The sequence below is a fragment of the Stenotrophomonas sp. YJH_SMC_12-1 genome, from assembly GCF_059370935.1.
On sequence record NZ_JCAFUD010000003.1, the window covers coordinates 470,450 to 484,492 of the forward strand.

The window sequence follows — 14,043 nt, forward strand, 5'->3', positions numbered from 1 at the left end:
GGCCCTTGTACAGGGGCTGCAGGGTTCAGCCTGGAGTGGACCTCAGGCGAACAACGAGGCCTGCAGGCAGTACTCGATCAGCGCCTGGTCACTGTCCACGCCCAGCTTGCGCATCGCGCTGATCTTCTGCGTGCTGACCGTCTTGGCGCTGCGCTGCAACTGGCGTGCAATGTCGCCCACGCTCATGCCGCCGGTGAACAGCCGGATCACTTCCAGCTCGCGCGGCGACAGCCGCGCACGCACCGCATCGGCATCGGCCGGCTCGCTCGCCGCTACCGGCAGCAGGCCTGGGGGCCGGTAGACGCGGTCGGCCAGCACCACGCGCAGGGCCTGTACCAGGCTGCCCAATCCATGGCTCTTGAGCACCACGCCGCCGGCACCAGCGGCATACATCGCCGCAACCAACGACGGGTTGGACACCATCGTCAGCACCAGCAGGCGCGTCTCCGGGAAGCTGCGGCGCAGGAACGAGATCAGCTTGATGCCGTCCCCGAAGCGCTCGCCCCCTGGCATGCTGTAGTCGGTGATCACCGCCTGTGGCCGGGTCCGGGTCATCAGCTCGATCAGCGTCGCCGGGTCGGTCGCTTCGCCCACGACCTCGAGGTCCAGCTCCCCGGCCAGTACGTCGCGGATGCCGGCAAGCACGATCGGGTGGTCGTCGGCGATGAGGATCCGTGTGGTCATGGCGGGTTCGGGTCGTCAGATGAGGAAGGAGATGCCGCGCCGAGCAGCGGATGCAGCAGCTGTTCGAGGCGTCGCTGGAAGCCGGCAAGCGGAGCCTCCTGGGTGACCAGGTCATCGCCGCCTGCGAGGCCCTGTTCGATCTGCAGGCCGCTGTCCACCAGCGCAGGTGCGCCGACGATGACCAGTGCGCCGCGGATGCGATGCAGTACCTGCACCACGCGCGCGGGATCGGCGGTGGCAATCGACTGGCGCAGGCTGTCCAGGTCAGCCTGCATGGTCTGCACGAACAATGCCTGCATTCTTGCGGGAACCTGCAGCGGCGGATCATCATCGCGCGTATCGGTGGATACAGGACTTTGCGGCGGCGCGGAAACCGCCACATCGCCCTGGGTGATCCGGATCAGCAGGCGTTGCAGCGCTTCCAGCGTGATCGGCTTGACCAGCACGCCCTGCATGCCCGATTCCTGGCAGCGTTGGCGTTCGGACGGATCGGCGTTGGCGGTGGCACCGTGGATCGGCACGCTGACACCGCGCGCCCGCAAGGCGCGCGCCAGGCCATAGCCATCCATCCCGGGCATGTTCAGGTCGGTCAGCACCAGCGCGAACGCGCCCTGCTGCCAGTAGCCCAGCGCTTCATTGCCATCGCTGGCGACCACGGCGCGGCAGCCGAGCTGTTCCAGCTGGTCGCGCAGGATCGCCTGGTTGATCGGGTTGTCCTCGGCCACCAGCACCTGCAGGCCGAAACGGCGCGTCGCCGGCAGGCGCCCTTCGGCGCTCGCCGCCAGCGGCTGGCCACTGGCCGCGGCCAACGCGAGCACGATCGCATCGAACCGGTGCAGGCCAACCTGCCAGAAGCCATCAATGTGCCGGGGGCGCACGCCGCCTTCGCGGCAGGCGACCACACGCGGTCCACCGGCCCACCCGGGCAGCGGGTCGTCAAGGACCAGGTCGAGCAGCACGGTGGGCGATGGCAAGTCTGCCGTGCTGTCTTCCCGGTACACGCTGGCCTGTGCACCACGCTGCTGCAGGCGTTCGCACAGCGATTGCACCAGCTCGCGCACGCTGCCCCGTACCTGGACCTGCAGGCCCGCAGGCAGCTGCGGCGCAGGGGATTGCTGCGGATCCGCCGGCGCCGGTGGCAGCGGCAGTTCGACGCTGAAGCTGCTGCCCAGGCCGCTCTCGCTGACCACACGCAGCTGGCCTTCCATCAACGCCACAAGATGCGCGCAGATGGCCAGCCCCAGGCCGGTGCCGCGCATCGCATCGGTGCCCGGGTTGGCCTGGAAGAACGGCTCGAACAGGTGCGCCTGGTGTTCGCTGGCAATGCCGATACCGGTATCGGCGACCTGCCACTGCAGCCAGCAGCGTTGCTCCTGCCAGCGTGCCGAAACACGCACCACCACGCGCCCGCTGTCGGTGAACTTCAGTGCGTTGCTGATCAGGTTGTTGAGGACCTGGCGGATCCGCGCGGCATCACCGCACACCACGGGTGGCACGTCGGCATCGATGCAGGCGTAGAACCGCAGCCCCTTGTTGGCGGCCGCGGCAGCATACGAGTCGAGCGCATCCTCGGTCAGTCGCACCGGATCGAACGGGCTGGGCTCCAGGCTCAGTTGCCCGGCCTCGGCCTTGCTGACGTCGAGGATGTCGCTGATCAGCTGCATCAGGGTCGAGGACGAACGCTGGATCGTCGCCAGATAGTCCTGCTGCCGCGCATCCAATGGCGTGAGTCCGAGCAGTTCGAGGGTGCCGAGCACGCCGTACAGCGGCGTACGGATTTCATGGCTCATCGTGGCCAGGAACTGGCTCTTGGCCCGGTTGGCCTGGTCGGCGGCACGGCGCGCCTGCTGCAGCACCTGTTCGGCTTCATGCTGGCTGCTGAGATCGATGAACAGGCACAGCACCGCCGGCTCGCCGCGATAGCGCGCCGGCGTCGCGGTCACCAGCAGGTGGCGGCCTTCGGGCGTGGTGTAGGCCAGCGCATCGCCGAGCGTGGTGCCTCCAGCGGCCAGCACGCTGCGCCGCCAAGGGCCATGCCAGCCTCCGCTGTGGTGGTCTTCGCCCAGCCAGCGGCGGGCGAGGGTGTTGTCCAGCAGCACATTGCCATCGGTACGGCGCAGCAGGCACAGCCCGATCGGCGCGTTGTCCAGGATGGTGCGGCTGAAGGCCTCGCTTTCCAGCAGGCGCGCGTGGTTGCTGCGCAGTGGTTCGATGACCGAACGCCGATACGCGCGCAGCAGCAGCGTGCCACCCAACGCCAGCAGCAGGGCCACCACGGTCGCGCCGAGCAAGGGCCCCTGTGGGTGCTGGAACACCTGCCGCCAGCTGACGTGGTACACCGCCAGCCAGCCGCGCTCGCTGCGCATGCGGAACTGCAGGCCTGCAAGGCCGGCCTTCCAGGAGGTGCCAGCGTCACTGGCGTCTGCTGCATCGCCCAGCAGGCGCTGGCCATCGGTATCGAACAGCGACAGCCGCTGGAACACCGGAACACCCAGCACCTGCCGGTAGTCATCGACACGTCCCGGATCGAGCAGGCAGGCCAGCGCGGCCTGTGAATCCTTGTCGTCCTCGCCCCACAGGCGTGCATCCTGCGGCGCATGCGCGATGGCCAGCAAACGGGTCTGCCGGTCGCGCCACGGTACGCTCACCCAGACGATGCCACCGCGCTGCAGCGCCGGACGCGTGCCCATGACCCGGTGGATGTCGGCGATCGCCGGGCGCAGGTGATGCGGGCTGTTCTGGCTCGCATCGGTAACGCCGATCTGCACCGGTGCCAGCAGCCCGCGCGTGCCCTGGCCATCGACCAGCAGGCATTGCGGTGGTGGGTAGTGCGAGGCCGACCAGAACGTGCCGTAGAAGCGCAGGAAACGATCGCCCAGCTCGTTCGGTAGCGAAAGACTGGCTCCCTCGCTCCCGATCGCCGCGAAGTTGGCGAACAACGGGCCGCGTTGCAGTTCCACGTTGGCATCGGCAACCGGCTGTCCTCGTGCGCCGACATCGTGCAGCCGCCACTGGCGCAGGAAGCGCTCCTGCTCGCGAAGCGTGCCGTCCAGGCGGCGGAAGTGGTACTCGATCTTGCTGCGCTCTTCGTTCAAAAGCTGCGAGCCGGCCGACAGCAGCAGTCCGGCCTGCAGGGTCGCCAGCACCACCACGCCGATCAGCAGGGCGTGGACGCGCAGTGAGCGGCGAGCGAGTCGGCGAACAGGTACGGCCTCGGCCGGCATGGCGGGTCTCAGGGCAGGGGGCGGACAGAGGCACCGGTGGCGGCAGCGCAAAGTCCGCCGCCACTGCACAGACAGGATCGTCAATGGCGCTTGATGATGTTGTGAAGTCGCTGTGGAAACCGTGTCAGCTCAGGGCGGCTCGCGATCTTTCGTCCAGACGCGGTGCTTCTTCGTCCAGCAGGCGGGTGAACTCATCTGAGGGCAGCGCCTGCGAGATCAGGAAACCCTGCACCTGGTTGCAGCCGAGCTGTCGCAACGCCGCGAGGTCGGCATCGCTTTCCACGCCCTCGGCCACGATGGTCAGCCCGAGCTGGTTGGCCAGCGCGATCACCGTCGACAAGGTCAGGTGGAGGGCCGGGTCACGGGCGCAGCCGCTGACCAGCGCGCGGTCGATCTTGACCTCGGTGAAGGGGGTATTGACCAGATTGTGGACCGAGCTCAGACCCTGCCCGAAATCATCCTGGGCCAGGCCGAAGCCCTTCATGCGCAGCCGGCAGGCACCGGCATAGAAGTCGCTGACGTGCCGCGTGGTGCTGTTTTCCATCAGCTCAAAGCACAATTCACCAGGCGTACCGCCGTTGGCCAGGGTCAGTGCCAGCAGTTCGTCGGGCAGGTCCGACTGCTCCAGCAGGTGAGGGGGCAGGTTGATCGATACCGGTACCCGGAACCCTTGTTTGCGCCAGCGTGCCTGTGCGCTGATGCTGGCCTTGAGCATCATCCGCAGCAGATCGCCCTCCAGCCCGTATCGGCAGATCGCCGGGAGGAAGCTGCCAGCTGCCAGCGTGCCCAGCTGCGGATGGCGCCAGCGCACCAGTGCCTCGGCCGCCACGACCCGCCCTGACTGCAGTGACTTTTTCGGTTGGAACCAGGCCGTCAGGCTGCCATCGGCCATGGCCTGGCGCAGCTGCGAAACATCCGGTTCGGGTGCAGCCTCCGCGCGCGTGGGGGCCTTGCCAGTGGCCTGACGCGCCTGCGCCAGCGCCTCGAACAGGGCATCCACGTCGGCGGCCGCCACCGGCTTGGGCAGCAGGCCGATCACCTCCAGCCCCAGCGATTCGGCCATCAGCCGTGCCGAGGTCATCATCCGCCGCGGGGCCGCGCTGACCACGGCAAGGCGGGGTGGGCGTGGCTGCGCCGCCAGCGCCTGGATGAACTGGATGCCGTCCTGCCCGGGCATCAGCAGGTCACTGACCACAAGGTCGTAGGGCTGGCAGGCACACAGTGCGATGGCGGCATCCACGTCTTCGCAGGCATCGACCTGGACGCCGGCACGGCTGCCGAAAAGATTGGCCAGGAAACCACGCTGGAAGGGCTGGTCTTCCAGGATCAGGACACGCTGGGTCATGCGGGATCTCCTTGGCGCAGGGCGGTGAGTGTCTTGCGCAGGCGGGCGATGTCGATGGGTTTGCTGAGGTAGCCCTGCATGCCACTGGCCAGGCAGCGCTCGCGCTCTTCGGCGGTGGCATTGGCGGTGGCGCCGATCACCGGTACCAGGTTGCCGTCATCGCGCAGCTCGCGGGCCAGCGCGTGGCCGTCCATGCGCGGCATGTTGATGTCGGTCACCACCAGATCGAAGCACTGCTCGCGGCACCGTTGCAGCGCTTCAATGCCATCCTGTGCCAGCTCCACGTCGCAGCCGAGGGTGCGCAGCTGCTCAGCCAGGATCACCCGGTTGATCGGGTTGTCCTCGACCGCCAGCACGCGCAGCCCCAGCGGCACGGGCGGTGCCAAGCGCGTGGTCTCCGGCTGCGCAGCACGTTGCTGCTGCACGTTGGCCAGCGCATTGCCGATCGCGGTCATGCCATGCAGGGTCACGACCAGGCTGCCATCGGCGGCAGTGATCGGCTGGTCACCGCCCTCGATCGATGCCACCACGCGCGGACCCGACCATGCCAGCGGAGTGGCTGCTTCGCCATCCATCAGGATCGCGCCGTCATGGTCCAGCAGCGTCGGGTCGCCAAGCAGGGGCTGCGCGTTGGCACCCCAGCGACACAGCCAGCCACAGGCACTGTCGACCAGCTCGCGGTCGCGGCCGCGCACCAGGATCGGTGGTTCCGGCAGCAACGTGGGCCCATCCTCGGCAGCGGCCAGCACCGGCAATGGCAGGCGGACGCTGAAGCTGCTGCCCAGGCCCGGCTCGCTCACCACCTGCAGCTCGCCGCTCATCAAGCGCACCAGACGGTCGCTGATGGACAGGCCCAGGCCGGTACCCTGCGCGCTGGCCGCGCCGCGGACCTGGCGGAACGGTTCGAACAGCCGCGCCTGTTCCTCCGCAGCAATACCCACGCCGGTATCGGTCACCTGCCAGCCCAGCACGCTCGATTCACCTTCGCGCTGCACCTGGCGCACGCGCAACACCACCCGCCCATGCTCGGTGAACTTGATCGCGTTGCTGAGCAGGTTGCCCAGCACCTGGCGGATGCGGTCGGCATCACCGAGCACCCGCGTCGGCAGGCGCGGATCGGTGCAGACCAGGATCTGCAGGCCCTTGCAGGTGGCCGACGCGGCGAAGCTGCGCAGCACACTCTCGGTCAGCTCGCGCGGCGAGAACGCCGCCGGCTCCAGGCTGAGCTGCCCTGACTCGATCTTGGACACATCCAGCACATCACTGATCAACTGCAGCAGGACCGACGAGGAACTCTCGATGGTGCGCAGGTATTGCGACTGCCGGGCGTCCAGCGAGGTGTGCCCCAGCAGCTCCAGCGTGCCCAGCACGCCGTACAGCGGAGTGCGGATTTCATGGCTCATGGTGGCCAGGAACGCGCTCTTGGCCTGATTGGCCGCATCGGCCGCCTGGCGTGCCGACGACAGTGCGGCCTGTGCCTGGCGGTGTCGGGAAATATCATGGAAGACGCATAGCAGCACATCATCGCCCTGGTAGCGGCAGGCCGCGTGCAGCACCTGCAGCTGGCGCCCGTCGCGGGCGGTGAATTCCAGTCCGCGCCCGCGCTCGCCGGCATGTCCGCGCCATGGCGCCTGCCAGTCGCTGTGTTCGCCTTCCTCGCCGAGCCAGTCGCGCAGCAGCTGGTTGGACAGCAGCAGCGCGCGGTCGTTGCGGCGCAGGACGCAGATGCCGACCGGCGCCATGTCGATCACCGTCGAACTGAAGTCCAGGTTCTCCAGCAGGCGGCGGTGCTGCTGCAGGGCCGGCTGGATCAGCTGCAGGTCCACGCGATGCCGTAGCAGGCGCAGCGCAACACCGGCCAGCAGCAGCAACAGCACGCAGACCAGCAGGGGCACGGCCAGGTCGCCCAGCAGCAGCTGCGGCGGCAGGTGGTAGACCAACCGCCAGCCGTCATTGCCGACACTTTTCACCAGCGCTACGCCGCGCGGCAGGCCGCCGCTCCATAACGTACCGAAGCTGTCGTCCTGGCGTTCCCGCAGGATTGTCCAGCCCGCGCGATCCAGCCGCGGCGCCTGGCTGGACAATGCAGGCTGCCCAGAACGGTCGAGCAACGCATAACCGCCGATGCCCTGGCCATCGATCATGCCCGCCGCTGCATCTGTATCAAGCAGCAGTACCAGCCACTGCGCCGGATGGGGACCGGACTGCACCGGCTGCGCCAGTGCGACGCCACGGTCACCCGGGCGCAGCCAGTACACCCGGTCAGCGCCCTCGAGGCTGCCGTTGCGCGTCTGCAGTGCACGTAGCGATGGCAGGCGTGCCACGTCCAAGTCGACCGCGCCTCCGGCCAGCCAGTGCGCACCCCGCGCATCGACCAGCAGCAGGTGCGTCTGCAGCGCCTGCAGCGTGTGCTCGGCACGTGCCGACAAGAGCAGTCGCTGGCCCGGCTGGCCGCCGGGGCCATCCAGCGCCACCTGGCGCATGCCTTTGCTGTCCGTGGCAGGCGCATCCGGATTGCCGGCCAGCACGGAATCGCCCAGGTAGCGCAGCAGGGCTTCGCGCTGGTCGAAATAGATCTGGGCCCTGTAGGCCGCTGCATTCATCTCGCGGCGATGGGTCGAGATGTCCTCGGTGAATGCCGTGAGCAGGTAGAACCCGGCCGCGGCGGCCAGGCAGATGAAGACACAGACGGTCAGGCAGCGCAGTAGCACCGACGCGGTGGTCGATGGCACGGTCTTCTGCAGCGAAGGGCGGGGGAAGCGGAACATGCAACGATGCTAGGAAGCCGCGCGGACGGCGCGGAATCAGCTGTTTCCTAAAATCCCCGGCTGGCCGGCCGGCCCGGAGCCTGCACGCGGGCACCGTTCAGGTGGCAAAAAAAAGGAACCCCCGCCGAAGCGGGGGTCTCCTGTACCGACATTGGCCGGGCACTTACAGCGCGCTGCCACCGAACTTGTGGGTGTACTGCAGGTTGATGGTGCGGCCGACGCTGTCGAACCAGGACACGTCGTAGTACGGATACGCGGTGTATGTGGCATCCTTCGGCGGCATCTTGTTGAACACGTTGACCACCGACAGCGACAGGCGCGAATGGTCGTCGAAGCGATACTGCACCGAGGCGTTGTAGCGGTAGGTCGCCTTCACGTAGGGGCTGTCACCGCTTTCCCAGTCGAACGACTGGTCGTAGTTGTCCGAGGTCGGCAGCTTGCCCAGGCGCGAACCGTAGACCGTGGCCGACCACGCGTCCTTCTCCCAGGTCACGCTCAGGCTGGTCTTGGTGCGCGGGATGTCGAATCCGCTGTTGACCGCGAACTGGTCCAGGGTCGGATCGCCGGGGTAGCGCTGGAAATCGTGCTTCTTCACCCAGGTGTGGGTGCCATTGAGGATGAAGTCGCCGATACCGGTCTGCAGGCGGTAGCGCAGGCCGACGTCGATGCCGGAGGTCGACTCGCGGGCGACGTTGATCGGCGCCACGCGCACGCCGTACAGGCGGCCGTCGCTGGTACGGGTGATGCGGTCGAGCGCGTCCACGCAGGTCGGCGAACTGATGTCGGCACTGCCGAGCCGGCAGTTCGCTTCGTTGGCCAGGAGGGTGCGCACATCCATGTCCTGCACCTGCTTGCGCATGTCGATGTCGAACCAGTCCACCGACAGGTCCAGGCCGATCGCCGGCGACCAGACGAAGCCTGCGCTCCACGAGGTGCTGGTTTCCGGGTCGAGCTGGCGGTTGCCGGTGCGGCTGCGGATCAGGTTGCGCTCGTAGTCGGAACAGTCGCTAGCGCCATCGGCGCGGCAGCTGTACAGGTCTTCGGCGGTGGTCTCGTCGTTGCCCGGTCCGGCGAACACGTAGTGCAGGTCCGGCGCGCGGAACGCGGTGCCATACGAACCGCGTACCAGCAGCGTGTCGATCGGGCGCCATTCCAGACCGCCGCTCCAGGTCGCCTTGCCGATGGTGTGGCCGGAATAGCGGTACTGGTCGTAGCGGCCGGCCACGCTCAGGTTGACCGTCTCGTGCAGCGGCATGCGCAGCTCGGCGGCGGTCGCCCAGCGGTTGCGCGAGCCCTGGCCGTCCGAATCCTTCCAGCTGTAGTAGTAGTACTGGGTGGCCAGCGGATCGGGATTCAGCGCATAGGCCTGCTGGCCCACTTCCACGGTCGCGGCAAACCCGGCATCACCGCCCGGCAGGCCGAACAGCGCGGAATTGGTCAGCGTGAATGCAGCCGTCTCGGTGCGCGACTTCGGCGAATAGGTGGTGCGTGCGGCAATCGAATCGTACTCGGCGCGGGTCAGCGGCCGGTACAGCCGCGACGGGTCCGCGTTGTAGATCGGGAAACCGTCGTCGTCCACGCCCAGCTGCGGGCCCAGGAACAGGTCATTCGCCTTGGAGGCGATGATCTGCGCCCAGCTGATCCGCGACTGGTACTGCGAATGGCTCAGCGCCGCTTCGTAGTCCCAGTTGCCGGCAAGATTGCCCTTGAAGCCGGTGGTCACGCTGAAGGTCTTCTGCGTGCTGCGTACCATCGCATTGCGCAGGCCCCCCATTTCCTCGGGTGAGAACTGGCGCTGCCAGAACTCGATCTCGCCGGTGGCCTGGTTGTTGAAATAGCCCGACTCATCGCCATTGGCGTCCATGCGGCCCCACTTGGTGACGTCGCGCATCAGCGACATCGTGTGGTAGCCCAGCTGCACATCGGCGAACCATTGCTGGCCGTTGTCGAAGTCGTAGCTCAGCGAGGCGTAGCCATTGGCGCCGCGGCGCTTGCTGAGGATGGTGCCATAGCCGATCGAGCTGTCGCTGCCGCAGTAGTAACCGTAGCGCGGGCGGTAGGCGCGGTAGGTGCTGCCCTGGTTCTGCCCGGCCAGCGCTTCGCAGGTGGCCGCGCCCGGATCCAGGTAGTCGTCGTTGTAGTCCGTACGCAGGTAAGCGCGGCGGGCGATGCGCGAGCCCTCGGTGGGGCCGTCCTGGGTCGAATCCTGGATGTCGCGCTCATAGGCCCACAGCGGGGTCTGCGACTGCAGCTCGACGCTGTACACGGCGTTGAAGTTGCCGCGGCTGAAGCCGCTGGCCAGGCTCATGTCGAACGACTCGCCACCGCCTTCGCTGGTGGTGCCCATGCGCATGTCGATCGTGGTGCCGTCGGCCTTCTTCTTCAGGATGAAGTTGACCACGCCGGCGATCGCGTCCGAGCCGTAGATGGCCGAGGCGCTGCCGGTCAGCACTTCGATGCGCTCGATCATCCCCAGCGGGATGTTGGAGACATCGGTGAAGTTGCTGCGGCCCTTGAACGGCATCGGGAAGTCGGCGATGCGGCGGCCATTGACCAGCACCAGCGTGTGGTTCGGGCCCAGGCCGCGCAGGTCCACCTGCTGGGCGCCCGGCGAGAAGTCGGCGCCGCTGGAAGACTGCTGGCTCTGGGTCTCACCGCCGTTCTGGGTCATTGCACGCAGCACGTCCGGCACGCTGGTGAAGCCGCTGGAGCGGATCTGTTCGGCGTTGATCACCGTGATCGGGGCGGGGCCTTCCACCTGGGCGCGCGGAATGCGCGATCCGGTGACCTGCACCGCATCCAGTTGTTGAACCGGGGAGGAAGCCGGTGCCTGGGCCGCCGCGGAAGCAGCCACGCCCATCAACGCCAGCTGGATCGACCACGCCATCGCCTTTCTACGCATGAGGAATTCTCGGAAATGAAGCCGGCCCGCAGAGGAGGGGCCCTGTCCCCCATTCAGATTTCCGGAACGGGCGCGCGCATTTAACGCCTTTTTCATGTCCTTGACTACTGGGTCCCTATCTGGCAAAGAGTGGAAACGCTTGCAAGTCGATTTTGTTCAGGGAGATCAAGATGCGACGCCTCCATCGGACCCTGCGTGCCCCCTTCGCCTGGCTGGCGCTGCTGGTCTTGGCCGTGCCGTTGGTCGCCCTTGCGCAGGACCTGCAGGGCCCGGGCTTCGCCTACTACGAAGCCGGCGATCTCGACGCGCCCCGGCCCGGTCCGCGCGCACCGGCCATGATGCTGATGGGCGGTGGCGAATGGGTGCCGGAGGCCTTCCACTGGTGGCTGAAGCAGGCTGGCAATGGCCGCGTGCTGATCCTGCGCGCTTCTGGCAGTGATGAGCTGCAGGACCGCCTGTACCGCGAGATCGGCGGTACCACCGCAGTGCAGACGCTGGTCTTCGACAGCCGCCGCGGCGCCGACGATCCGGCCGTGCTGCGCGTGGTTGCCGCGGCTGATGCCATCTTCATTGCCGGTGGTGACCAATCGCGCTACATCCGCTTCTGGAAGGGCACTGCGCTCAACCGCGCGCTGAACGCCCACGTGCGCGCTGGCAAGCCGATTGCCGGTACCAGTGCGGGGCTCGCCATCCTCGGTGGCTATGCCTACGGCGCGATGGACGGCGGCAGCATCACCTCTGCCGGTGCCCTGGCGGACCCGATGGGCAGCGCGGTGACCATGGACAGCGGCTTCCTGCAGATGCCCTACCTGCAGCGCGTAGTCACCGACACGCACTTCGACAAGCGCGACCGGCTCGGTCGCCTGATCGTGTTCGTGGCGCGCGCCGCACAGGACAGTGGCAACCCCGACATCGTCGGCATCGGCGTCGACGAGGACACCGCCCTGTGCGTGGAGCCCGATGGCCAGGCGCAGGTCTACAGCGCTGATGGCGAGGGCAAGGTCTGGGTGGTCAGCCCTGGCCGCGATGCCGACCGCCTGGTCGAGGGCGAGCCGCTGCGCTTCCGCGCCGTGCCGGTAACGGTGGTCGCCAGCGGCAGCCGCATGCGCCTGGATGACGTCCAGGCCGAGGCCGACTACCAGGCCGTGGCCGACGTCAGCGATGGCGAGCTTGAGTTCACGCTTCGGTAGTGCCGGCCGCTCGCCGGCAACCCACCTTTCCTGATACGCCCCTCGCCGGCCAGCGGCCGGCACTACCCTGCAATCCATTCCCCGTTACTGCTGGAGACGTATCCGATGAAACTGCGCCTGGCGCTGTCTATGCTGCTGTCCCTGCCCATGCTTGCCCAGGCCGCACCGGCCACTTCACCGCTGCTGGTCATCCACGGCGGCGCCGGCGTCGAGCGCAAGGACCTGTCGCCGGCCGAGGAAAAGGCCGCACGTGACGCGCTGCGGGCGGCACTGCTGAAGGGTCATGCGGAACTGGCGGCGGGGCGCCCCGCGCTGGCCGCAGTCACCGCCGCGATCACCGTGCTGGAGGACGATCCCACCTTCAACGCCGGCAAGGGCGCAGTGTTCACCCATGACGGCCGCAACGAGCTGGATGCGGCGGTCATGGATGGCGCGAACCAGGCGGCGGGCGCGGTGGCGGGCGTGCAGCGTGTGCGCAACCCGATCCTGCTGGCGCAGACCGTGATGCAGAAATCCCGCCACGTGATGATGGTCGGGCAGGGCGCCGAAGCCTTCGCGGCCGAGCAGGGCATTCCTCTGGTCGATCCCTCCTACTTCCGTACAGAGAAGCGCTGGCAGCAGCTGCAGCGCGCGCTGAAGGAAGAGGCCAGCGGCCAGGCGCATGCCGACCTGGAGACTGCAAAGCACTTCGGTACCGTTGGTGCGGTCGCATTGGACGCGCAGGGGCATCTGGCCGCCGGCACCTCCACCGGGGGCATGACCAACAAGCGTTACGGCCGGGTCGGTGACTCGCCGATCATCGGTGCCGGCACCTGGGCCGACGCACGCTGCGCGGTGTCCGGCACCGGGTGGGGCGAGTACTACATCCGCACTGCGGCCGCGCACGAGATCTGTGCGCGCATGCGCTACCAGGGGCAGAGCCCGGAGCAAGCCGGCAAGGGCGTGATCAACGAGACGATTCCGCAGATGGGCGGCGACGGCGGTGCGATCGTGCTCGGCGCAGACGGAAAAATGGCCACGCCGTTCAACACCCAGGGCATGTATCGGGGCTGGATCGGCGGCGACGGCGTCCCTCATGTCGCAATTTTCGCCAACGAGACCCTGCCGCTTCCCGGGCAATAACCTTGCGTATCAATGGGTTTGCGACAGCGTGTGAAAAAAATGGAAAAAAGCGTTGACAGCCCCCCGTCCCATCAGCAGAATAAGCGGCTCACCACCACGCACCGCAACGCTTCGGCGGCAACGGAATGGGGTGGTAAGGAGGGATACCCAAGCGGCCAACGGGGGCAGACTGTAAATCTGCTGGCTTACGCCTTCGGTGGTTCGAATCCACCTCCCTCCACCAGTTTCACGTTGTGACATTCCCGGCGCGGGAGTAGTTCAATGGTAGAACCTCAGCCTTCCAAGCTGATGGTGCGGGTTCGATTCCCGTCTCCCGCTCCATTGAATGAACTTTGAATATTATCGAGTTCATGTCATAATGCAAAACTCGGCTCACGTAGCTCAGTCGGTAGAGCACTTCCTTGGTAAGGAAGAGGTCGAAGGTTCGATTCCTTTCGTGAGCACCATCTTAAGCATCACCTCTCAGACGAATTCGAGATAAGCAGCCATGGCCAAGGGTAAGTTCGAGCGCACCAAGCCGCACGTCAACGTCGGCACCATCGGTCACGTCGACCACGGCAAGACCACGCTGACCGCCGCACTGACCAAGATCGGTGCCGAGCGCTTCGGTGGCGAGTTCAAGGACTACTCCTCGATCGACGCCGCTCCGGAAGAAAAGGCGCGTGGTATCACGATCTCGACCGCGCACGTCGAATACGAATCCCCGATCCGTCACTACGCCCACGTTGACTGCCCGGGCCACGCCGACTACGTCAAGAACATGATCACCGGTGCCGCCCAGATGGACGGCGCGATCCTGGTGTGCTCG

At 67.1% G+C, this 14,043-nt stretch carries 8 protein-coding genes and 3 tRNA genes; 6 read left to right on the forward strand and 5 right to left on the reverse strand.

All coding sequences use genetic code 11. From position 1 onward, the window contains the following. Nucleotides 1-42: 42 nt before the first annotated feature. The 5 genes from AC5P8Y_RS08270 to AC5P8Y_RS08290 all read right to left on the reverse strand — a co-directional run bounded on the left by AC5P8Y_RS08270 (nt 43) and on the right by AC5P8Y_RS08290 (nt 10,923). Complete coding sequence (locus tag AC5P8Y_RS08270; RefSeq protein ID WP_049404331.1) at nt 43-684, reverse strand: response regulator; 642 nt, start codon at nt 682-684, stop codon at nt 43-45. Further along, nucleotides 681-3,908, reverse strand: a complete 3,228-nt coding sequence (locus AC5P8Y_RS08275) for a hybrid sensor histidine kinase/response regulator (protein WP_288469547.1) — start codon at nt 3,906-3,908, stop codon at nt 681-683. The genes AC5P8Y_RS08270 and AC5P8Y_RS08275 overlap by 4 nt, the downstream gene beginning before the upstream one ends. 124 nt (nt 3,909-4,032) lie before the next feature. After that, the gene (locus tag AC5P8Y_RS08280) at nt 4,033-5,253 is read right to left on the reverse strand and encodes an EAL domain-containing response regulator (protein ID WP_111187893.1); all 1,221 of its coding nucleotides are present in this window, start codon (nt 5,251-5,253) and stop codon (nt 4,033-4,035) included. Beyond that, entirely contained in the window at nt 5,250-8,021 is a 2,772-nt protein-coding gene (locus AC5P8Y_RS08285; protein WP_495201898.1) for a response regulator, read from the reverse strand. The genes AC5P8Y_RS08280 and AC5P8Y_RS08285 overlap by 4 nt, the downstream gene beginning before the upstream one ends. Nucleotides 8,022-8,184: 163 nt before the next feature. Next, entirely contained in the window at nt 8,185-10,923 is a 2,739-nt protein-coding gene (locus AC5P8Y_RS08290) for a TonB-dependent receptor plug domain-containing protein (RefSeq protein ID WP_049404342.1), read from the reverse strand. A 170-nt stretch (nt 10,924-11,093) separates the two neighbouring features. Here AC5P8Y_RS08290 and AC5P8Y_RS08295 point away from each other — a divergent pair, with 170 nt between their 5' ends. The 6 genes from AC5P8Y_RS08295 to AC5P8Y_RS08320 form a co-directional block, all read left to right on the forward strand. Then, on the forward strand, nt 11,094-12,113 hold the full coding sequence (locus AC5P8Y_RS08295; RefSeq protein WP_049404345.1) for a cyanophycinase: 1,020 nt from the start codon (nt 11,094-11,096) through the stop codon (nt 12,111-12,113). 105 nt (nt 12,114-12,218) lie between these two features. Then, nucleotides 12,219-13,235, forward strand: coding sequence for an isoaspartyl peptidase/L-asparaginase family protein (locus AC5P8Y_RS08300; RefSeq protein ID WP_049430290.1), 1,017 nt, complete (start codon nt 12,219-12,221; stop codon nt 13,233-13,235). Between the two features lie 137 nt (nt 13,236-13,372). Then, nucleotides 13,373-13,458, forward strand: a tRNA-Tyr gene (locus AC5P8Y_RS08305). Between the two features lie 24 nt (nt 13,459-13,482). Further along, nucleotides 13,483-13,556 (forward strand) — tRNA-Gly (locus tag AC5P8Y_RS08310). A 49-nt stretch (nt 13,557-13,605) separates the two neighbouring features. Next, nucleotides 13,606-13,681, forward strand: a tRNA-Thr gene (locus tag AC5P8Y_RS08315). A gap of 41 nt (nt 13,682-13,722) precedes the next feature. Continuing rightward, a partial coding sequence (locus AC5P8Y_RS08320; protein ID WP_495201811.1) for a GTP-binding protein occupies nt 13,723-14,043 on the forward strand: 321 nt, incomplete at its 3' end.

Excerpts from the sequence above, each read along its gene's own strand:
- AC5P8Y_RS08270 (WP_049404331.1), bottom strand. The coding sequence starts at position 684 with ATGACCACACGGATCCTCATCGCCGACGACCACCCGATCGTGCTTGCC.
- AC5P8Y_RS08275 (WP_288469547.1), bottom strand. The coding sequence starts at position 3,908 with ATGCCGGCCGAGGCCGTACCTGTTCGCCGACTCGCTCGCCGCTCACTG.
- AC5P8Y_RS08280 (WP_111187893.1), bottom strand. The coding sequence starts at position 5,253 with ATGACCCAGCGTGTCCTGATCCTGGAAGACCAGCCCTTCCAGCGTGGT.
- AC5P8Y_RS08285 (WP_495201898.1), bottom strand. The coding sequence starts at position 8,021 with ATGTTCCGCTTCCCCCGCCCTTCGCTGCAGAAGACCGTGCCATCGACC.
- AC5P8Y_RS08290 (WP_049404342.1), bottom strand. The coding sequence starts at position 10,923 with ATGCGTAGAAAGGCGATGGCGTGGTCGATCCAGCTGGCGTTGATGGGC.
- AC5P8Y_RS08295 (WP_049404345.1), top strand. The coding sequence starts at position 11,094 with ATGCGACGCCTCCATCGGACCCTGCGTGCCCCCTTCGCCTGGCTGGCG.
- AC5P8Y_RS08300 (WP_049430290.1), top strand. The coding sequence starts at position 12,219 with ATGAAACTGCGCCTGGCGCTGTCTATGCTGCTGTCCCTGCCCATGCTT.